General features: G+C 49.2%; 16 protein-coding genes. 7 read left to right on the top strand and 9 right to left on the bottom strand.

What is annotated here, in order from left to right:
* Positions 1–57: 57 nt before the first annotated feature.
* Positions 58–1,425, bottom strand: coding sequence for a signal recognition particle protein (gene ffh, locus EOE67_RS10955; RefSeq protein WP_127699118.1), 1,368 nt, complete (start codon positions 1,423–1,425; stop codon positions 58–60).
* Between the two features lie 132 nt (positions 1,426–1,557).
* Here ffh and EOE67_RS10950 point away from each other — a divergent pair, with 132 nt between their 5' ends.
* Both EOE67_RS10950 and EOE67_RS10945 read left to right on the top strand, forming a co-directional pair.
* Complete coding sequence (locus tag EOE67_RS10950; RefSeq protein WP_127699117.1) at positions 1,558–2,364, top strand: cytochrome C assembly family protein; 807 nt, start codon at positions 1,558–1,560, stop codon at positions 2,362–2,364.
* Positions 2,365–2,428: 64 nt separating this feature from the next.
* Positions 2,429–3,697 (top strand): HlyC/CorC family transporter, encoded by a 1,269-nt coding sequence (locus EOE67_RS10945; protein ID WP_127699116.1) that lies wholly within the window; start codon positions 2,429–2,431, stop codon positions 3,695–3,697.
* A gap of 413 nt (positions 3,698–4,110) precedes the next feature.
* Here EOE67_RS10945 and gshA read toward each other — a convergent pair whose 3' ends face one another.
* Together gshA and EOE67_RS10935 are read right to left on the bottom strand one after the other, a co-directional pair.
* The gene (gene gshA, locus EOE67_RS10940) at positions 4,111–5,706 is read right to left on the bottom strand and encodes a glutamate--cysteine ligase (RefSeq protein WP_240652786.1); all 1,596 of its coding nucleotides are present in this window, start codon (positions 5,704–5,706) and stop codon (positions 4,111–4,113) included.
* A gap of 92 nt (positions 5,707–5,798) precedes the next feature.
* Entirely contained in the window at positions 5,799–6,242 is a 444-nt protein-coding gene (locus EOE67_RS10935) for a CBS domain-containing protein (protein ID WP_127699114.1), read from the bottom strand.
* Between the two features lie 87 nt (positions 6,243–6,329).
* On the opposite strand from EOE67_RS10935, the gene EOE67_RS10930 reads away from it, so the two are divergent.
* Both EOE67_RS10930 and EOE67_RS10925 read left to right on the top strand, forming a co-directional pair.
* The gene (locus tag EOE67_RS10930) at positions 6,330–7,877 is read left to right on the top strand and encodes a methyl-accepting chemotaxis protein (RefSeq protein WP_127699113.1); all 1,548 of its coding nucleotides are present in this window, start codon (positions 6,330–6,332) and stop codon (positions 7,875–7,877) included.
* 224 nt (positions 7,878–8,101) lie between these two features.
* On the top strand, positions 8,102–8,527 hold the full coding sequence (locus EOE67_RS10925) for a DUF4124 domain-containing protein (protein ID WP_164852292.1): 426 nt from the start codon (positions 8,102–8,104) through the stop codon (positions 8,525–8,527).
* A 20-nt stretch (positions 8,528–8,547) separates the two neighbouring features.
* On the opposite strand, the gene clpB is transcribed toward EOE67_RS10925, so the two are convergent.
* The 3 genes from clpB to rluD all read right to left on the bottom strand — a co-directional run bounded on the left by clpB (position 8,548) and on the right by rluD (position 12,982).
* Positions 8,548–11,130 (bottom strand): ATP-dependent chaperone ClpB, encoded by a 2,583-nt coding sequence (clpB, locus tag EOE67_RS10920; RefSeq protein ID WP_127699111.1) that lies wholly within the window; start codon positions 11,128–11,130, stop codon positions 8,548–8,550.
* Positions 11,131–11,255: 125 nt separating this feature from the next.
* Positions 11,256–12,008 carry a peptidoglycan editing factor PgeF gene (gene pgeF / locus EOE67_RS10915; RefSeq protein WP_127699110.1) on the bottom strand — a complete coding sequence of 251 codons (753 nt, stop codon included), beginning with the start codon at positions 12,006–12,008 and terminating at the stop codon, positions 11,256–11,258.
* A complete protein-coding gene (gene rluD / locus EOE67_RS10910) occupies positions 12,008–12,982 on the bottom strand; it encodes a 23S rRNA pseudouridine(1911/1915/1917) synthase RluD (protein WP_068059986.1) in 975 nt (324 codons plus the stop codon). The genes pgeF and rluD overlap by 1 nt, the downstream gene beginning before the upstream one ends.
* 125 nt (positions 12,983–13,107) lie before the next feature.
* Here rluD and EOE67_RS10905 point away from each other — a divergent pair, with 125 nt between their 5' ends.
* Positions 13,108–13,851 (top strand): outer membrane protein assembly factor BamD, encoded by a 744-nt coding sequence (locus EOE67_RS10905; protein WP_127699109.1) that lies wholly within the window; start codon positions 13,108–13,110, stop codon positions 13,849–13,851.
* Between the two features lie 64 nt (positions 13,852–13,915).
* Here the strand turns inward: EOE67_RS10905 and radA are convergent, their stop codons facing one another.
* On the bottom strand, positions 13,916–15,277 hold the full coding sequence (radA, locus tag EOE67_RS10900; RefSeq protein WP_127699108.1) for a DNA repair protein RadA: 1,362 nt from the start codon (positions 15,275–15,277) through the stop codon (positions 13,916–13,918).
* 94 nt (positions 15,278–15,371) lie between these two features.
* Between radA and EOE67_RS10895 the strand changes: the two genes are divergently transcribed.
* A complete protein-coding gene (locus EOE67_RS10895) occupies positions 15,372–17,909 on the top strand; it encodes a PilZ domain-containing protein (RefSeq protein WP_127699107.1) in 2,538 nt (845 codons plus the stop codon).
* 52 nt (positions 17,910–17,961) lie between these two features.
* On the opposite strand, the gene EOE67_RS10890 is transcribed toward EOE67_RS10895, so the two are convergent.
* Both EOE67_RS10890 and serB read right to left on the bottom strand, forming a co-directional pair.
* Complete coding sequence (locus EOE67_RS10890; protein WP_127699106.1) at positions 17,962–18,858, bottom strand: alpha/beta fold hydrolase; 897 nt, start codon at positions 18,856–18,858, stop codon at positions 17,962–17,964.
* Positions 18,855–19,877 (bottom strand): phosphoserine phosphatase SerB, encoded by a 1,023-nt coding sequence (serB, locus tag EOE67_RS10885; protein WP_240652785.1) that lies wholly within the window; start codon positions 19,875–19,877, stop codon positions 18,855–18,857. The genes EOE67_RS10890 and serB overlap by 4 nt, the downstream gene beginning before the upstream one ends.
* 80 nt (positions 19,878–19,957) lie before the next feature.
* Between serB and EOE67_RS10880 the strand changes: the two genes are divergently transcribed.
* Positions 19,958–20,587, top strand: coding sequence for an AhpA/YtjB family protein (locus EOE67_RS10880; protein WP_127699105.1), 630 nt, complete (start codon positions 19,958–19,960; stop codon positions 20,585–20,587).
* Positions 20,588–20,595 lie beyond the last annotated feature (8 nt).

Genomic DNA, 20,595 nt, shown 5'->3' with positions numbered 1-20,595 from the left:
AGACTGCGGAGGCAATTGCTGTGAGATATTGCCTATATTTTAACCTTCTAATGTGCCTCAACGCGGCGGCAACATACCCGGTGGCAACTTGCCACCCATGCCACGCATCATCTTCATCAGGCCGCCTTTACCGCCCATTTGCTTCATCATTTTCTGCATTTGCATAAACTGCTTCAGCAACTGATTGACATCCTGCACCTGAGTACCAGAGCCTGATGCGATGCGTTTTTTACGCGAACCTTTAATCAAATCAGGGTATTGGCGTTCTTTGGGCGTCATCGAGTTGATGATGGCTTCCATTTTGCCAAATTGCTTATTGTTCATCTGATCTTTGGCACCAGCCGGCAGGTTTTTCATCCCCGGCAGTTTATCCAGCATCGACATCATGCCGCCCATACTGCGCATTTGTACCAATTGATCACGGAAATCTTCCAGACTAAAACCCTGACCTTTCATCATCTTGGCTGCAACTTTGGCCGCTTGGTCACGGTCAACTTTTTGTTCCAGCTCTTCAATCAGGCTCATCATATCGCCCATGCCCAGAATGCGTGACGCAATCCGGTCCGGGTGGAATGGCTCTAAGGCATCGGATTTTTCGCCCATCCCGATAAATTTAATTGGTTTGCCGGTGATATGACGAATCGATAAAGCAGCACCACCACGGGCATCACCGTCGGCTTTGGTCAGAATGACGCCGGTGAGTGGCAAGGCTTCATTAAAGGCTTTGGCGGTATTGGCCGCATCCTGACCGGTCATCGCGTCGACCACAAACAGCGTTTCAATTGGATTGATCGCAGCATGTAATGCTTTGATTTCGTCCATCATTTCGCTGTCAACGTGCAGACGACCTGCGGTATCCACCAATAAAATATCGTAAAAGCCTAACCGGGCCTGGGTAATCGCAGCATTGACGATATCCACCGGTTTTTGGCTGATATCACTTGGGAAAAATTCAACACCCACTTCTTTGGCCAAAGTTTCTAACTGTTTGATTGCCGCCGGACGGTAAACGTCCGCCGACACTACCATCACTTTTTTCTTTTTGCGCTCTTTTAAGAAGCGGGCAAGTTTACCGACCGAAGTGGTTTTACCGGCACCTTGTAAACCGGCCATCAGCACCACGGCTGGCGGTTGCGTGTTGAGAGTGAGCTCTTCGTTGGCTTCCCCCATCGCTTCTTCTAACGCTTTTTTGACGATCTTTAAAAACTCTTGCCCTGGCGTCAGGCTTTTACTGACTTCCAGACCAACCGACCGCTCTTTGACCTGATTGACAAAATCCCGCACCACCGGTAGCGCTACGTCAGCTTCGAGCAGCGCCATCCGCACTTCGCGTAAGGTTTCTTTAATATTGTCTTCGGTTAAACGACCACGACCACTGATATTTTTCAGGGTACGGGTTAAGCGATCGGACAGGTTCTCAAACATGTTTAGTTACCACGGAACTCAAAATGGGGCTGATTATAACTGAGCCGGACGCTGCCGTCAGCCGTTGGCTCTGTCATTCTGGCAAAGCTTGCAATACAATAGCTTTTTGCGCCTTAAATTGGAATTATTCGCATGTCGTTCGCCCTGCTGCCGATGCTCGCTTTCCTTTGTTATCTGACGGCTACCGTTGCGGTATCACAGCGGTTGTATCATGCAGATGGCCCACGGTTTAAGTTGGTGTTTTCCGCGGCTACCGCCGGTATCGTGCTGCATATGCTGGCATTAAGTCAGGCAATGTTTACCGCTGACGGGCAAAATTTCAGCCTGCTGAATGTCAGCTCCATGGTCTGCTGGCTGATTACCCTGTCGCTGACGCTCACCGCACTGCGCACCCCGATCACCCTCCTATTACCTATTGTTTATGGTTTTGCCGCTTTGGTGCAACTGGCTGTTGGTTTGTTGCCGGCCGGTGCCCAGGTGCAACATTTTGAACATGATCCCTGGTTGCTGCTACATGTGGTCGTGGCGTTTATTGCCTATGTGATGTTGATTATGGCGACGTTGTATTCGTTTCAGGTGAGCTACATCAGCCAGCGCTTAAAGCAAAAAACGCCGCTGCAACCTGGCACGGTCTTTCCACCTTTAATGCAAGCCGAAGCTTTGCTGTTCCGACTGATGCTGGCTGGTACCGTGCTGTTGGGACTGACCCTGTTCAGCGGCGCAATTTTCACCGCCGATTGGTTAGCGAAACATAATATTCATAAAAATGTGTTAAGTCTGATGGCGTTTTTATTGTTTAGCCTGTTGTTGGTTGGACATGCCAGACTTGGCTGGCGCGGACGGGTGGCCAATGCCTTGACAATCAGCGCTAGCTTGCTGCTGACTCTGGCTTATTTTGGCAGTCGATTTGTACGGGAAGTGCTGCTGGAACGGCTGTAATTCTTGACTAGCACTGCGCTTTCGCTTATTAAATAAGGCCTACGGGCAATAAAGGTTAACACTCTTGGACGAAATATCGACCAGCACCTTGTTTATCATCCTCGGTGTTCTGGTGTTCTGCTCTGCTTATTTCTCTGCCACAGAAACAGGGATGATGTCGGTTAACCCCTACCGGCTGAAACATCTTGCCAACGAAAATCATCCAGGTGCTAAACGGGTCACTGAACTATTAAGTCGCCGCGACCGGTTAATCGGCTTCATTCTGGTCGGTAACAATCTGGTCAATATCGCAGCTTCGGCCATCGGCACCGTGATTGGGATGCGCTTGTATGGCGATTTTGGGATTGCCGTGGCGACCATCGTGTTGACCCTGATTATTCTGATTTTTGGCGAAGTCACGCCAAAGAGACTTGCTGCACTCCATCCGGAACGTGTGGTGTTTCCAAGCACCATTGTACTCAAGCCGTTGATGAGAGTGATGTACCCATTGGTGTGGCTGATCAACTGGATTTGTAACAACCTGTTGAAAATGTTGGGTATCAGCACTGAACATCATCGTGGCCATAGTTTAAGCTCTGAAGAATTGCGCACCGTGGTACATGAAGCCGGCGCTTTATTGCCACAACACCAGAATATGCTGGTCGGTGTCCTCGATTTAGAAAATGCCACCGTCGAAGACATTATGATCCCGCGTAACGAACTGATTGGTATCGATATTAACGACGAATGGAAAGATATCGTCCGTCAGTTAGCCAACACCCAACATAGCCGGATATTGCTGTACCGCGACAGCATTGACGACGCGCTGGGCTTTTTGCATACCCGTGATGTGATGCGGTTGGTACTCAAAGAACAATTAACCAAAGCGACCTTGCTGCGTTCAGTCAACGACATCTATTTTATCCCGGAAGGTACCCCGCTCAATACCCAGCTGGTGAAGTTCCAAAGCTCGAAAGAGCGGATTGGCTTAGTGGTTGATGAATATGGGGATATTCAGGGGCTGGTCACTCTGGAAGATATTCTGGAAGAAGTGGTCGGTGAATTTACCACTCATATTGCTGAGCAAAACAGTGAAGACATCATCGCGCAAGCGGATGGATCCTTTTTGGTCGACGGCGGCATCAACCTGCGCGATCTCAACCGTGAAATGCACCTGAATCTGCCAACCGACGGCCCAAAAACACTGAACGGGCTGGTGCTGGAATATCTGGAAGAAATTCCGCAAGCCAATGTCAGCTTAAAACTGCTGGGTTACCCGCTGGAAATTGTTGAAGTACAGGACAATATGATTAAAACCGTACGGATATTGCCCCATTTAAAAGCGGGCAGTTGATGTGCTCTGCGTTAAAAGTCTTAATCAATGACAGCACAACAGGCTGTCATTTATATCTTCAATGGCTGGAACGCTCGCTTTTTATCCATAATATTCAATTATTTAGACATTTAAAAAAATAAATTAAAAATTTTTAAAAAAATCCTGAACTTTTGCAAGTTGCCAGCGACTAACCTTGTGAATGGATTCAACCAAGTTTTTGTTTTCATCCCTGGATTCTCCCTATCCTTAGTTTGCGGCCACCGATGTGGCCGTTTTTTTGCTTGTAAGAGTCCGACCAGACCGAAACGTCGTCAACCACTCGCCGATGCCTATCACACCTTAATGCCAGCGAAAAAAAAAGGCACCAACGGCGCCTTCTGACAAAGTGACTTAAAAAAATAACTTAAAAAGTAACTTAAAATAATACCAAGCTATTTATCGCAAAGTTTCGCCGCGTTTTCGACAAAATACTGTGCAAGATAACTATCAAAACTGAGTGTATCCTGCTGCTCTATTTGCTGCTGCGCACCAAGCGAATCTGTCGTCATCTGCAAAAATTCAGCTTCAGTATAAAACTGGTACTCGCCTGCGAATAAGGTTTGCTGATGTTGGGTTGCCAACGCCAGACTAAACTGCGAATTGTCCTGCTGACTGGCTTTGAGTTTTGCCAACAGCTGACCGGAAAAGGTTTTACCAGGGTCGAGCAGACTTAAATAAAAATGCTTCAGGACGCTCTGATACTGATCGCCACCATAAGCACCGTCCAGCCAATGCGCGATTGGCATTAACTCGGCGAACAGCTGTTCTGCCCAGTCCTGCATCAAACGCGGGTGAGCGCCGTCCTGCAAATCCAGATTCAGCCGTCGGCCATCGGTGACCACTTTGCGTAAATTCTGATCGGCAACTTCCTGCTGCTCTGCCGACATAGTTGGGCTTTGTTGCAGTAAACAGTACAGCAAGAATAAATCTAAAAAGCGCATTTGTTCAGCGCTGATGCCAACAGCGCTAAACGGATTCACATCCAGCGCCCGCACTTCAATGTACTCAACGCCACGTTTGGCCAGTGCGCAAGTTGGCCGCTCGCCACTTTGGGTGGTGCGTTTTGGCCGGATGGTCGAGTAAAACTCATTTTCAATTTGCAAAATATTGGTGTTGAGCTGCTGATAATTGCCATCAACTTTGACACCAATGTCCTGATATTCGGCCGATGGCGTGGTAATCGCCTGCTGCAAGCCTTTGATATAATCCGGTAAATTGTTATAGCTGACGTTTAACGCTGATTGCGCGCTATTGGTATAACCCAAATCGCTCATCCGCAAACTGGTGGCATAAGGCAAATACAAAGTGCCTTTACCCAAAGTCTCAAAGGCATATTTACTTTGGCGGCCTTGTAAAAAAGACTTACACATGGCCGGCGATGCACCAAACAGGTACACAATCAGCCAGACATATCTTTTGTAGTTGCGAATTAATCCCAAATATTGCGCTGAAATAAAATCTGCTAAATCCGACTGATCACCGAGCAGCTGCTGATAATGTTGCCAAAATTCGTTCGGAATGGAGAAATTAAAATGCACGCCGCTAATCGCCTGCATCATGCTGCCATAGCGATTTTTTAAGCCTTGCCGGTAGACCGTTTTCATCCGTCCGACATTGGAAGTACCGTAATAGGCCAGCCGGATTTCATCCTGATGCTCAATAAAACACGGCATACTGCCAGCGCCAAGCTGCTCGTTGGCCAGTTTACTCAGGGCGAATTTGTGAATATCGGTCAACTGTGCCACGGTCACTTCGATATCAGATTGCGCCGGAGTAATAAATTCCAGCAGCGATTCTGAAAAATCAGTGGTGATCAACGGATGAGTTAACGCCGACCCTAACGCCTGCGGATGATCAAGTTGCGACAAGCGACCGTCCGGTTTGATCCGCAAGGTTTCGCGCTCAATGCCGCGACGGATCCCGACAATCGTTGAATTCCATGATGCTGCTTGCAGCGCCGCGATACGTTCAGAAAAAAGCTGACTCAAGTGCATTCCTTAATAAGGACCCAGTGACAGGATCATTGGGCGACTGCTGAAAAAAAACAAGGCCTAATTCTTAACAGTATGAATTGAAGCGATTATTCCTCTTCTTCTGTTTGCTGTAGCCGTTTTTGCTGCGACTGCACAATGCGACGCATAATGTCTTTCCACGATACAATGCCAATTAATCGCTGTTGCTGATCAACCACAGGTAAGCAGCTGATATTCCGTTCGACCAACAACGCCGCCGCCTGCAAAATGCCAAGATCCTGTGACACACTGATGACAGGTGACGTCATCACCTGTCGAACTTTGCGACTTTGTATATAGAGCTCAATCGTATGCTCTGAGGCCGAATCCATCACCGGACTTAGCGCCTTAAAATAATCTTTCACCGAAACAATACCTACCAACCGATGCATACTGTCGATAACCGGTACATGCTGAAATCTGGCATCGGTAAATAAAGTGCGCAGACTGGCCAAGGTGGCGTCTTCGGTCGTTACCCGCACTTTTTTAGTCATAATGGCTGCTAACGACATCATCTGTACCTATTTTCTCTGAGGAGAAATTATAATCCTGTAGTAAACTACTGTAACACCAGCCATTTTAAAGTCCAATGGGGCAGCATGAACCGTCATAATCAAGCAATTGTTAACGCCGAAGTTACCTTTCCCGCAGACGCTGAACTGATTTCCACCACCGACACCCGAGGCGTGATTACTTACGCCAATGCGGCGTTTTGCCAGGTTTCCGGCTACTCCAGCGACGAGTTGGTTGGCAAAAACCATAATCTGGTGCGACATCCGGACATGCCCAAAGCCGCTTTTGCTGATTTATGGCAAAATTTACAACAGAAAAAATCCTGGCGTGGCATGGTGAAAAATCGCTGTAAAGATGGCCGTTATTATTGGGTCGATGCCTTTGTCACACCGATCTATCAAAAACACCAACTTGTTGGTTTCCAGTCGGTCAGAAGATCGCCTGAGCGCAATCTGATCAATCGCGCCGAACATTGTTACCAACAAATAGCACAAGGCAAAGCGCTCGGTGGCTGGCGGTTAAATCAGGGTCTCCGCCGCGGCATCGCCATCACGGCAACTTTAGCTTTAGTCGCCGCAGCGAGTGTCTGGATTTCTGGCTGGTTTGTGCTGGCTTTATTACTTCCGTTGCTGTTTTTATGCTGCTTTTATGATGAATTATTGGTCACACCAGCAAAGTTACACCAGCAACAGCAGCAGGGTGACTCCATCAGCCGTTTTATTTACGCGGGTAGCGGCCCCTTTGGCATTGCTGATTTTGCGCAGCAGCTACAACAAGCCAAACTACAGACTGTGCTGGGCCGCACCGGCGACAGTACTTCGCAGTTGAGCTTCATCGCGGATACCTTATCCGAAGCCGTCGCCCAAACCACCGGCGGCATCGCCAGACAACAGCAACAATTAACCCAGATTGAGCAGGCGAGCAGCGAGTTACTACAGAGCGTGGCGCAAATATCTGTCCACACCGACGAGACGACCGCACAGGTGGCAACCACCCATCAAATTTGTCAGCAAGCACAACAAGCGATGCAATTAACCACGGGCACAGTTAAAAAACTGGCGGCAGAAGTGGAAGGTGCCGCCAGCACCGCTGATGGTCTGGCTGTTGAAGCGCAGCGCATTGGGGCTGTCCTGACCGAAATCCAGGGGATAGCCAATCAAACCAACCTGCTGGCATTAAACGCGGCCATTGAAGCCGCCAGAGCCGGTGAACATGGCCGTGGCTTTGCCGTGGTTGCCGACGAAGTGCGGGCATTGTCGTCTCGTACCCACAAAGCAACGGAACAAATCCAGCTGTCGATCGGAGAAATTCAAAAAACCTTGCTCAATTGGAGTCAGGTGATGATGCAAAGTCGGCAGCAAGCGGAACATTGTGTTTCGCAAAGTGATATCAGCCAGCAACAGCTGAATGAAATCGTGTTGATGGTGAATCAAATTGAAGCCGCTTCGGATCAAATTGCCCAATCGACTCAATCACAAACTGCTGTCGCCAACCGGGTCGCCAGCCATGTGCATGATATTACTGAGATTGCCCAAGACAATAACAACAATATGCTCCTGGTTTCGGATAACAGCGATAAACTGCATCATAAAGCCATTGAGTTAACTGATTTGGCGAAAACCTTTAGTAGTTAATGATTTAGAATTTTTACCTAGCCTCATCTTAGTCCCATCCAGCTTAAAATAATGTTGATTTTAAGCTGGAGTTCTAGCGCCCTTCCCCCCTCGTAACGTCGCTTTTTTAAGCACACACAAGCTTTTTAGCAAATCTTCGTTACACTTGATTTAAAGCTGTAATTTAGTGTTGTGAATGGAAGCTGTGAATGGAAGTACCGGCCACTACTGTGCAGAGGTATCTTATGCAAACAGGGTTAAAAGTATTATTGACGCTGTGCTGCGGCTGGCTTTATTGCCCTGTGGTACTTGCCGAGCAAGTCATTTATCAGTGGCGTGACAGCAACAACGTGCTGCATGTCAGCCAGCTGCCACCAGCAAATGTAGATTATCAGACCATTGTGTTAGGCGCCAAGACCGCCACTCCCACCGCTGCGATGCCAGCGCCAGGTCCCAATAAATCTTCGCCAGACTATGCCCAAAGCTGTACCAAAGCGCAGGACAATCTGCGGATCCTGCAACAGGAATTGCCGGTCTACCTTGATATGGAAGACGGCACTAAAGAATTGCTGGATGACACCAAGCGCGACCAGCAAAAGCAACTCGCAGAAAAACAAATTCAGTTTTACTGCGATAAGCCTACGGCACTGACTACCCGAAAATATCGCTGAACATACCGCCGTGTTGGTTATTAACCAACACGGCTACTGACCACAAACTGCTCCTGCACCACATCTATATGCACCACCGAACCTGGTAAAATTTCGCCGCGCAATAAGGATTGCGCCAGGGTATTTTCGATATATTGCTGAATGGCACGTTTGAGTGGCCTTGCTCCAAACAAGGGATCAAAACCAACGGCGGCAATTTTTTCCAGTGCCGCATCCGATACCGCAAGCCCCAGCTGACGTTCGGCCAGTCTTTGTTGCAGGCGTTTTAGCTGTATACCAGCAATGTTTTTAATCTGCGCATGATCAAGCGGATGGAACACCACAGTTTCATCGACCCGGTTTAAGAATTCCGGTCTGAACTGCTGGCTTAACACCCCCATCAGCATCGATTTCATCTGCTCATAACTTTGCTCGTGGTAATGCTCCTGAATTAAGTCCGAGCCCAGATTTGAGGTCATAATAATCACCGAGTTTTTGAAATCAACCGTACGACCTTGGCCATCGGTTAACCGGCCGTCATCCAGCACCTGCAGCAAAATGTTAAATACATCCGGATGGGCTTTTTCAATTTCATCAAGCAAAATCACCGAATAAGGTTTCCGGCGTACCGCTTCGGTTAAATATCCGCCCTCTTCATAACCGACATATCCCGGCGGTGCGCCAACCAGTCTTGATACAGCGTGTTTTTCCATAAATTCCGACATGTCGATGCGCACCATCGCATCTTCACTGTCGAACAGGAAATGCGCTAATGCTTTGGTCAGTTCGGTTTTACCCACACCGGTCGGGCCTAAAAACAAAAACGAGCCAATGGGTTTATTCGGATCCGATAATCCAGCACGCGAACGACGAATGGCATTCGAAACAGCAAGCACCGCTTCAGTTTGCCCAATCACCCGCTTGGCCAGCGATTGCTCCATTTTCAGCAGCTTATCGCGCTCGCCTTCGAGCATTTTACTGACTGGAATACCGGTCGATTTGGACAACACTTCAGCAATTTCGTTTTCAGTCACTTTGTTGCGCAGCAATTTCATTTCGTGCATTTCGGCTTGTGACGCTAAGTCGAGGCGTTTTTCCAGTACCGGAATACGCTCATACTTCAGCTGCGACATGCGGTTTAAATCGCCTGCTCTGCGCGCCACTTCCATATCGAGCCTGGCTTGCTCTAAATCGGCTTTGATACTTTGAGTACCTTGCAGCGCAGCTTTTTCCGAACTCCAGACCTCATCAAGCTCGTTGTATTTAGCGTCCAGTTCGTTAATTTGTTCGATAATAAAATCACGGCGTTTTTTGCTGGCATCATCGGTTTCTTTGGCCAGCGCATTGTCTTCCAGCTTCAGTTGAATGATCCGCCGTTCTAACCTATCCAGCTCTTCGGGTTTGGAATCCATCTGCATCCGGATACTGGACGCTGCTTCATCAATTAAATCAATGGCTTTGTCGGGCAGTTGCCGATCGCTGACATAACGATGTGACAAGGTGGCCGCCGCGACAATCGCCGGATCGGTGATGTCGACGCCATGGTGTAATTCATAACGTTCTTTCAGGCCACGCAAAATGGCGATGGTATCTTCGACAGACGGCTCTTCGACTAACACTTTTTGAAAACGCCGCTCCAGCGCCGCATCTTTTTCAATGTATTTACGATATTCATCTAGAGTGGTGGCGCCCAAACAATGCAGCTCACCCCGCGCCAGCGCAGGTTTGAGCATATTGCCAGCGTCCATCGCGCCATCGGCTTTACCGGCGCCGACCATGGTATGAATTTCGTCAATAAACAAAATGACCTGGCCTTCTTCTTTGGCCAGCTCCGATAACACGGCTTTGAGGCGTTCTTCAAACTCGCCGCGGTATTTAGCACCCGCCAGTAACGAGCCCAAATCGAGCGACAACACCCGTTTATTCTTCAGCCCTTCCGGCACTTCATTGTTGACAATACGTAGCGCCAACCCTTCGACGATGGCGGTTTTACCCACGCCTGGCTCGCCGATAAGTACCGGATTATTTTTGGTGCGACGTTGCAGCACCTGAATACAACGGCGAATTTCTTCGTCGCGGCCAATCACCGGATCCAATTTGCCGGCTTCGGCGCGGGCGGTTAAATCGATGGTATATTTAGTTAAAGCCTGACGGGTATCTTCGGCATTGGCATCATCAACTTTCTGGCCGCCGCGCAATTGCACAATCGCCGCTTCAACCGCTTCTTTGGTGATCGCCAGCTGTTTTAAGAAAGCCCCCAGTTCACCTTTATCATCGCAGGCGGCCAGCACAAACAATTCGCTGGAGATAAACTGGTCTTTGCGTTTCTGCGCTAATTTATCGCATAAATTCAATAAATTAATCGTGCCGCCAGACAGTTGCAGATTGCCTTCACTGCCTTCTACTTTCGGTAACCGCTCAATGGCTTGTGATACTTTTGAGCGCAAGTCATGCAAATTGGTGCCAATTTTTGTCAGTAAATCACGCACACTGCCGCCATCCTGATTTAATAAGGCATGCATCAGGTGTACAGGTTCGATAAATTGATGATCGCGCCCCAAGGCAAGTGACTGGGCGGTCGCAATGGCTTCTTGAAATTTACTGGTAAAACGTTCTAACCGCATGACTAACTCCATCGAACAGCGTGTGATGGAACTAAGATGGAGGGCGCTTGCTGCAATTTCAAGCAGCAAACGTCAAAAAATTGACTTGCGTCAACAAATAGTGAATTTAACCCTACGTTGTTGGCTCAACCAAGCCAAATACAGCTGGCCATCCGCCCGGTCTGACCGTCGCGACGATAGGAAAAAAACAATTCTGATTCACTGACCGTGCAGTGCTCGCCGCCATAAAACCGGGTCACCCCAGCCGCCAGCAACCGTTGCCGTGCCAATAAATAGATATTGGCCAGATATTTACCATCGCCTTGTGGCACAAAAGCCAGATTGGCACCGGCATTTTTTTGCATAAATGCCGTACGAACCTCGCTTCCCACTTCAAACTGGCCAGGACCGATAGCTGGCCCAAACCACACCATCACCTCGTCTGGCTTGGCAAAGTGCGCCAAAGTTTGCTCCAGCACGCCGTCACACAAGCCACGCCAGCCGGCATGTGCCGCTGCTACTTGAGTACCTTGCAGATTGCAAAACAGCACTGGTAAACAATCAGCAGTCATCACCAGACAAACCTTATCGGCTTGCTGGCTGACGGCTGCATCTGCCGAAACCAGTTCGCCTTGCCAGTTTGCTAAATCCAGTACTGCTGTGCCATGTACCTGATTGAGCCAGGCCGGTGCTTGTGGCAGCGCGGCCTGTTGTTGCAATAAAGCCCGATTTTGCTCAACAGCTGCAATAGCATCACCGACATGGCTGCCGAGATTCAGACTGGCATAAACGCCGGTCGATACCCCGCCTTGCCGGGTGGTCGACAGCGCTTTCACCGAGGCCGGTGCTGGCCAGTCAGGTGTGAGCCACAATGGAGTTAACCGGGCCGGCGCTGACATTACTGATTGTCCATGCCGTGAATAGCGGTGTCTTCGCGCAGCGCTTGGGTCAAACCAACCATATCGTCAGGCACTGGGGCATGCCATTCCAGCAACTCACCGGTAATTGGGTGGGCTAAGCGCAGCATCGCCGCATGTAACGCCTGACGTTTAAAAGCGCGTAATACCACTAATAACGACTCATCAGCTTTACGTGGTGGACGTGGCCGACCGGCATACACCGGATCGCCGACCAGCGGATAGTTAATGTAGGTCATATGGACACGGATTTGGTGGGTACGACCGGTTTCCAGACGTAACCGTAACCGGGTGTGATTACGGAATTTCTCCATCACCCGGTAGTGCGTCACCGCAGGCTTACCCGAAGATGTCACCGCCATATGGGTGCGTTTGGTTGGATGACGGCCAATCGGCTCGTCAACCATGCCACCGGCGGTCATCGCGCCGTGCGCAATGGCTTCATATTCACGGGTAATTTCGCGCGCCTGCATCATTTCAACCAAATGCGTTTGCGCCGGAATGGTTTTCGCAACGACCATTAAGCCGGTGGTGTCTTTGTCCAGACGATGGATAATGCCGGCACGCGGCACTTCCGAAATGCCCGGGCAATGATGTAATAACGCGTTTAATAAAGTGCCATCATGATTACCAGCGCCAGGATGCACTACTAAACCAGCCGGTTTATTGATTACCAGAATATGGTCATCTTCATAAACGATATTTAAATCAATCGGCTCGGCCTCAAAACGTTCGTCGTCCGGCAGTTCCGCATTAATTTCGATGTTTTCGCCACCGAGTAATTTCTCGCGTGGTACGTTACATAAACGACCGTTGATATTGACCCAATCGGCCAGGATCCACTCTTTTATCCGCGAACGCGAATAATCAGGGAACATTTCCGCCAGAACCTGATCCAAGCGTTTACCGTAAAGATGATCAGGTACAATTTCTGTAAGTTTTATCTGTTTTGTCATGTCGGAACCAGTTATCCTGTGTGCATACCCGAACAGTCTGGGTTAGAATCGGTGTATTGCGGTTATTTTAACGACTTTATAGAAGACTAGACAGCCAATCGGCTGAAATGGTCCTGGATTTTTCAATGAAAGCGAAAATATTTGTAGTTTTGTGTATTTCTGCAGCGCTTAGCGCCTGTGCCGGCAACAAATCTGAAGAACAACTGGTCAATACCAACCAAACCGCTCAGGCAGCATACAACGATGCCAAGGATGTTTTGGACTCTGGTTTGTACTCAAGGGCCATTGAACTACTCAAAGGCATGGAAAGCCGGTATCCATTCGGCCCAGTCGCCCGTCAGGTACAATTAGATTTAATCTACGCTTACCATCAGGCTGGTGATTCAAAACAGTGCCTGGCCAGCATCGACCGGTTTATCCGGTTAAATCCAAATCACCCCGATCTCGACTACGTCTATTTCATGCGCGGCCTGACCAATCAGAAAACCGACGATAACTCATTCCAGGAGTTTTTCGGTGTTGACCGCGCTGACCGTGATTTAGCCAGTACCCGACAAGCATTTGACGATTTCAAAATTCTGACTTCAACCTTTCCAAACAGCAAATATGCTGCCGATGGTCAGGCGCGGATGCAGGAAATTAAAGAAAAACTGGTTCGTCATGAATTATTGATTGCCGATTATTACAGCCGCCGTGGCGCACATTTAGCCGCTGCCAACCGTGCAAAATATGTGGTTGAATTTCATCGCGATTCACCACAAGTGCTCCAAGCGCTGCAAGTGATGGTGAGTAGTTATGACCAGCTTGGATTGACCAAACTGCGTGACGACGCCAAAGCTGTGCTGGATCTGAACTTCCCGCAGTCTTAAAAATTAAAAAGGTCGGAGCTCATTGTTTGTTTTACAAACAAGGAGCTCCGACCTTTTTTTGTTGTTATAACGCCTCCAGCGCTTCGGTCAGCTTATAGGCGCCAATCACAGTCATTCCCGGGATAGCATCTTTAGGCACATTAGCCGCTGGTACAATCGCCCGTTTAAAACCATGTTTCGCCGCTTCGCGCAGTCGCTCCTGACCGCTGGGCACCGGCCTGATTTCACCGGAAAGTCCAACTTCACCAAACACCACCAAATCTACCGGCAATGGCTTATTGCGAAAACTCGACACCAGCGCCAGTAAAGTCGCCAGATCGGCACCGGTTTCGGTCACTTTCACCCCACCGACCACGTTGACAAACACGTCTTGATCGGACATCTGAATACCAGCATGGCGGTGCATGACGGCGAGCAACATCGACAACCGGTTTTGCTCCATCCCCACGGTGACCCTTCTTGGGTTATTCAGCGGCGAATAATCCACCAGCCCCTGAATTTCTACCAGCAACGGCCGGGTGCCTTCCCAGAGCACCATCACCAGGCTTCCGGCGGCTTCTTCTTTGCCACGGTTTAAAAAGATAGCAGACGGGTTTTTCACTTCCTTCATGCCCTGCCCGGTCATCGCAAACACACCAAGTTCATTCACCGCACCAAAACGGTTTTTGGTGCCGCGTAAAGTGCGAAAACGATTGTCACCATCCCCCTCCAGCATCACCGAGCAATCGATACAATGCTCCAGTACTTTCGGGCCAGCCAGGGAACCATCTTTGGTGACATGGCCGACCATGATGACCGCCACCTGATGTTGTTTGGCAAAACGCGTCAGAAAAGCGGCGCTTTCCCGCACCTGCGACACACTGCCCGGCGCCGATTGGATATCAGCCATTTGCATCACCTGGATGGAGTCGATGACCATGATCCGCGGTTTTTCCTGCTGCGCCAGCTGACAGATGGTTTCCACCTGCGTTTCCGCCAGCATATTTAGCTGATTGGTAGGAAGGCCGAGCCGATTGGCCCGCAGCGCCACTTGCTGCAACGATTCTTCACCGGTGACATAAAGCGCCGGGCCCTGGGCTGCCAGATAACACATGATCTGCAGTAATAAGGTACTTTTACCGGCACCCGGACTACCGCCAATCAGAATGGCTGAGCCCGGTACAATGCCACCACCAAGTACCCGGTCAAACTCAGCAAAACCGGAACTGAACCGCGGTACGTCCTGTAAATCGACCTGGTCAAGCTTCATCACTTTGGCGACAGTTGCACCGGCGTATCCACTACTACGGGTAATACTTTTTGACAGAGTGGGCATCCGGACTTCGCTGATCGTATTCCAGGCACCACATTCCGTACATTGTCCTTGCCAGCGTACGAAGTCGGCACCACAATCGTTACAGACGTATGCGGTTTTTACTTTTGCCATAATTTTCACCGAAACAATTGAAAGGCATAATTTTTGCTTTTAATGTATACATGGTATCACAACAAGTAGTAATGATGCGGCAGACCAGCAACCTATGACGGCACCCGATCTGCAACCCTACATCAGCGTGATCGAACGCTTACAGCCCTTGATAAACACTTCGGAGTTTAACGAGGTCTTTACTATTTTGACCGCAGATATTCCGAAGCCAAAACAATTCCTGTTAAAAATGGAGTTAAAACGGTTAGGTCAGCCTTGTAGTTATTACATCGATTTACGCGGCAAAGTGGATGGCGAAGTACGTCCTTATGAACATGCCGGCAAAACCCATTATATGGACGACACGGCGATCAAAGCCTTTGAACGCGGCATTAAACGCTATAACCGCTATACGCTAGGGCTGTACGAAGAAGTGATGAACACCGATAACAACTATCGGGTCAGACACAAACAACAAACTGAACAACGGATGCAGGCGGTGATTGCTGGCGATCCGCTGGTCACGACCACTGATCCTGAAACTACTGAAACCGAACCAGAAAAAACCGGACCGTCCCTCATTCAGTTCGCCAGCTATTGCAGTCGTGGTGAAGAGCGGATGAACTTCACCATTGATATCGAAATTGAAGTGGAAGATGGCGAACAGTTTCAGGCAAGCACCGTAGACCTGTCGGTTTCCGGCAGTAAATTAAAAATCCCGAACAGCCGACGTCTTGCCGCCGGGCAAAAAATTGCCATTTTATTCAAAGGTCTGGAGCAAGAATTTGCCCTCGGTTTTAGCCATGGCATCCCCTACCAGGTGATCGACACCGAAGTGGTTGAACGTTCGCAGTATGTACGGGTAAAACGGCTACCGCTCGAGGATGAACATGGCTTCAGCGATTTTCTGAAGCAATTTATTCACGGCAATAAACGCCGTTATAAAGTAAACCTCGATAACACCCTCGATGCCGTGGTGGTGAAAGGTTACGAGCAGTTTTATTTACCTCGGATCAGCTCGTTACCGGTATTTTTGGCAGTGCGCGAAGGTTTACCGGTGCCCGTTTGCGCCATGACGACTGAGAATAACCGCCAGCATGTGCAGTATTTTCAGGATGAACGGCAGCAATCGGTATTGATGCAACTTTTAACCGGCAAAAGACTAAAAAGCTGCCTGCAAAAAGCGCCGTCGGAACGCTCGACCATCCTGTACTGTTTTACTCACGCCGCTAAAGGTAAGTTGTATTTTTATAGCGCGACTTGCGATGAGTTACTGCAACTGCCAGATCTGCAAAATATTTTTTTCGGGTTTGCCGCGCAAAAGCCCAGTTGGCGGGTGTTCCACCTGGTGGTTCAGCGCACCCACCCGAATGATTCACATATCCTGTTGTCGTTACCGGATACCGCCGATCAAGACATTGCTAAGCTCAACCAACCACCGTCGCAACTGGTGCAAGGGCTGATTAAAGATTTTCGCTATATCGTCAGCCTGACTGATATCACGGCACAGGAAAGCACGGCGTTATATCAGCAAATCACCTTTGATGAGTCCAAACTGGCGCAATTGAAGATTTTTGGTCATGCCAAATTAGACGAATTACCACCGTTGGAATCAGTAGCGTTGCAGTATGTCAACTTGCGGGCTGAAGCCAGGTTTTTGTATAAAACCAAAGTGTTGCTGAAAATTAATCAGCAAACTTTTCTGGAAGCCCACACCCGCGATTTTTCCAGTAAAGGGTTGCAGATTGAAACGGGTGAACAGATTGCTTACCAAAAAGGCGATAAGATTCAGTTGGCACTGCCGGACATGCAGAAAATCTCCAGTAAATACGGCCTGACCGAACTGGAATATGAAGTGATGGCGGTCAGTAAAAGCCAGCTGATTATGAATCTGAAAGTGGTCGAACAGACCGGCCCACATCAGGGTAGGCTGTTTTTTGAACAGCTAATCAAAAACAATCGCGCCAAACTAACGCTGGCCGAAGAAACCCAAAAATATGCGGGTTTAAGCCAGGCGCTACGCAATATGTATGTCAAGGCTTTGAATAGTTTCCCATTTTATATGCACCGCCATGGTATTCGTTATGATCTAAACGTGATTGGCCGTGGCGCTGAGCCGAATAATTTGCACCGGTTGTTAGGCGTGCTTGGCGACAAACAGCAAAAAGTGAACTTACAGCCGCTGTTAAAAAATAATGCCACCAATTTGCACTTTGCCAATCAGCTCAAAGGCATGAAACGCCAGGACGCGCCAAAAACCTACGAAGTGTTTATTCGGTACCGCCAAGGCCAGAAGAAAATGGAGCAAAGTTTTGTCACTGAATTCGACTTTGATTTAAAGACGGCGCAGGCACGGCAGTTTTTTGTGCAAGACGCGTTGGCAAATGACTTGCTGTTTTGCTTTAAAATCTTTTTATCGCGCACCGGTCGCCCCGACACTGAACATATCGCCAAGGAACTGGGGTATGTCAGCGTCTACGCCATTCATAAAGCTAAAGTGCTGGAAGAAGAATTATGGAGTGTGGTGGGCGTGGGTGATGTAATTGATATTAGTGATGAAATTTTGCTGCGTTATGGTGTTTCCGCCGAGCAGATGTTGGCGCAACAGGCCAAACGCCGTGAATTTGTCAGCAGTGTGGAAGCAGCAGGTTAATCCAGAAAGAGCCAAGGCTTAAACTTGAACCTGAAATAGAACGTAAAAATAGCTAGCGCTGACTGATCAGCCAAGCCGCCAAAGCCTTGAAATGCCCAAGCTGCGCCTTTGGGTGGGTCAGCATCGATATATGATCATAACCATGTAAATCATCCACTTCTGCACCGAGCAGCGTAAATTTGGCCTGCTGCAACTGGGTTTCTGCCATAAACAGCTGCACATCGGTGGGATGCCCGAGCACTTTGTCGTGCACCGCGGCAAAAAACCAGCTGGCTGGCCAGGGACAACTTTTCGACGCCGCGGCGTAGTCAAACTGATCGGTAGGATCAATAAATGTTTCGGTGTTGATCCAGTGAATGGTATCCAGTAAAAACTGCGTCGGTTCATTGTCGGCGCCAAACCGGAACTTTTTCGCTGGCAGATAACCATAACGTCGACACAGCCAAGGCCCCACCTGGTTCCAGAGCCAGTTCACCTGAATGGTTTTCGCCATGCTCTTGACGCTGATCCGACGTTTGCTGCCAAAATAACTGACCGAAGCCACTTTTTCGCAAAGCTGTGGAAATCTGGCCAAACTCGCCGCCAACACCACTCCGCCCCAAGAGTGGCAAACGACATGGATTTTTTGCTGATATTGCTGATAAAGATGCTCAATCAAGGCCGGAATATCACGGCAAATCAGCTGGTGCTGACTGTGATCAAAATCTTTGGAAGCAGCTGGCTGCGACTTACCACGCCCGGCAAAGTCGGCGCAGTACACGCTAAAACCTTGATCGGCAAGAAAACAACCTAAGCCCTTGCCCTGATGGCTATAAAAAATCCGGCCATTTTCAATAGCACCGTGTAGCATCAACACCGGCGGATGTTGGATATGCAGCGGCGTTAACCGGCGTAAATGCAGCTGGTAATCGGTTAAATCGACAAAGGTCGAACTTTGTTGATGCTTCATGCCTGCTCTGACTCAAGCAGATACAACAACTGCAACAACGAACCCTGCCGGATGGCCGCTTTGGCTGCCGCCTGTACTTTTGGTTTGGCATGAAAGGCCACGCCAAGCGCCGCTACTTTAAGCATCGGTAAATCGTTGGCGCCATCACCAATCGCCACGGTCTGCGAAGATGCCAGCCCAAACTGCGCACTTAGTTCAGCCACCACCGCAGCCTTGCGCTCGGCATCAACAATCTCACCCAGCACCTGACCAGTGAGTTTGCCATTAACAATTTCCAGCACATTGGCAAAAGTAGCGGTCAAATCAAGCCGCTGCTTCAGTGCTTCAGTAAAAAAGGTAAAACCACCAGAAGCAATCGCCACTTGCCACTGCTGTTGCTGCAAATGGCTCACTAATGCCGTTAAACCCGGCATCAGCGGCACGGCATTCAGCACCTGCTGTAAAATATGTTCTGGCGCGTTTGCCAGTGTGGCCACTCGTTGACGCAGACTTTGCGCAAAATCGAGCTCGCCATTCATCGCTCTGGCAGTCACGGCAGCCACTTCAGCGCCGACACCGGCCAATACGGCAATTTCATCAATACATTCAATCTGGATCGCAGTGCTGTCCATATCCATCACCAGCAAACCAGGTTCGGTCAGACGGACAAAATTATTCAGGCAAACCAATTCCAGCGGCCAGTTTGCTGCGACTTCGCGAATCGCGGCCACCTGGTCTGCTGGCAATGCAACGGCAAAATCCAGCACCAGCGCCGGTGTAAGTTCCGGATGTGGTTGATATAAACGGAGCAGCGCTTGCTGTGGTGCTACCAACGCCAGGATTTGGCTTAACTGGGAAGCTAACAGCTCAGATCCAAAACAGCGAATACTGCTGACTGGCATCTGCGTTGCATTCTGTTCAGCCCGATACTGAAAACCTGTCGCTGTGGCACTGACCGATAGCGGCCCCTGTGCTGCAACGATGTGTACTAAGGATACCTGAACCTGCTGTTGCGGCTCCCACTGCTCAAAAAACGCCACCCTTTCACCTGTACTTCAGCTAAACACCGTGGCATTCTACCGACATTTTTCAGCCTCTGTCAGGGGCTCAGGCGGCGAATATGACGAATTTAACTACAAAACTGCCAAAAAAATCAGCACGCTTGTTCCGCTGGATCCAACTATTGGTGGCAACTTTAGGCTTGCTGGCGTTGTTGCAGTGGTGGAATGACAGTAATCAGCAAGGTCAACGGCTGTTTGCCGAACAAAGTTCGGTACTGATGCGCGAAACCTTAAAAGCACTGGCACAAACGGCCGCTTATCTGATTGAAAACGATCAACTTGATGGTTTAACGGCCTTAACACAGCAGTTGGCATCCAGCCCTTATTTGCATGATGTGGTGGTGTATGACGCTAATGGTGTCAGGCTCAGCGAGTCGCCCGGCAGTGAACCAGCACGGTTACTGTACGCGCCACAACATGAAGTTGCGCTACAGCCAATGGTGCAGGAGATTTATCAGGGCGAACAATTGCTGGGTTATATCAAAATCAGCCTGAAACAAGATACCGGTTTTAGCGCTGTCTCCAGCGCCTGGCATGCGATGATGGAACAAGTGTTGTGGATGTTGCTGTTAGCGGCAGTGATAGCTTTAATGGCGCGCAGCAGTTTGTTATGGTTATCGCATAAATTGGCTTCAAACCGGCAGCTACACCATGCGGCTATTGATAGTCATGAACATGTTGGTCATTGATAACGCAG

It is taken from the genome of Rheinheimera riviphila, from assembly GCF_004005945.1.
GTDB classification, from domain to species: Bacteria; Pseudomonadota; Gammaproteobacteria; order Enterobacterales; family Alteromonadaceae; genus Pararheinheimera; species Pararheinheimera riviphila.
This window is presented reverse-complemented; position numbering and strand designations above follow the sequence as displayed.

Bases quoted from the DNA above. Each gene is read 5' to 3' on its own strand.
- EOE67_RS10880 (WP_127699105.1), top strand. From the start codon at position 19,958: ATGACGAATTTAACTACAAAACTGCCAAAAAAATCAGCACGCTTGTTC.
- pgeF (WP_127699110.1), bottom strand. From the start codon at position 12,008: ATGTCAGCGCCGGCCCGGTTAACTCCATTGTGGCTCACACCTGACTGG.
- rluD (WP_068059986.1), bottom strand. From the start codon at position 12,982: ATGACAAAACAGATAAAACTTACAGAAATTGTACCTGATCATCTTTAC.
- EOE67_RS10895 (WP_127699107.1), top strand. From the start codon at position 15,372: ATGACGGCACCCGATCTGCAACCCTACATCAGCGTGATCGAACGCTTA.
- radA (WP_127699108.1), bottom strand. From the start codon at position 15,277: ATGGCAAAAGTAAAAACCGCATACGTCTGTAACGATTGTGGTGCCGAC.
- EOE67_RS10905 (WP_127699109.1), top strand. From the start codon at position 13,108: ATGAAAGCGAAAATATTTGTAGTTTTGTGTATTTCTGCAGCGCTTAGC.
- EOE67_RS10935 (WP_127699114.1), bottom strand. From the start codon at position 6,242: ATGTCGTTAGCAGCCATTATGACTAAAAAAGTGCGGGTAACGACCGAA.
- EOE67_RS10925 (WP_164852292.1), top strand. From the start codon at position 8,102: ATGCAAACAGGGTTAAAAGTATTATTGACGCTGTGCTGCGGCTGGCTT.
- ffh (WP_127699118.1), bottom strand. From the start codon at position 1,425: ATGTTTGAGAACCTGTCCGATCGCTTAACCCGTACCCTGAAAAATATC.
- clpB (WP_127699111.1), bottom strand. From the start codon at position 11,130: ATGCGGTTAGAACGTTTTACCAGTAAATTTCAAGAAGCCATTGCGACC.
- EOE67_RS10950 (WP_127699117.1), top strand. From the start codon at position 1,558: ATGTCGTTCGCCCTGCTGCCGATGCTCGCTTTCCTTTGTTATCTGACG.
- EOE67_RS10890 (WP_127699106.1), bottom strand. From the start codon at position 18,858: ATGAAGCATCAACAAAGTTCGACCTTTGTCGATTTAACCGATTACCAG.
- EOE67_RS10930 (WP_127699113.1), top strand. From the start codon at position 6,330: ATGAACCGTCATAATCAAGCAATTGTTAACGCCGAAGTTACCTTTCCC.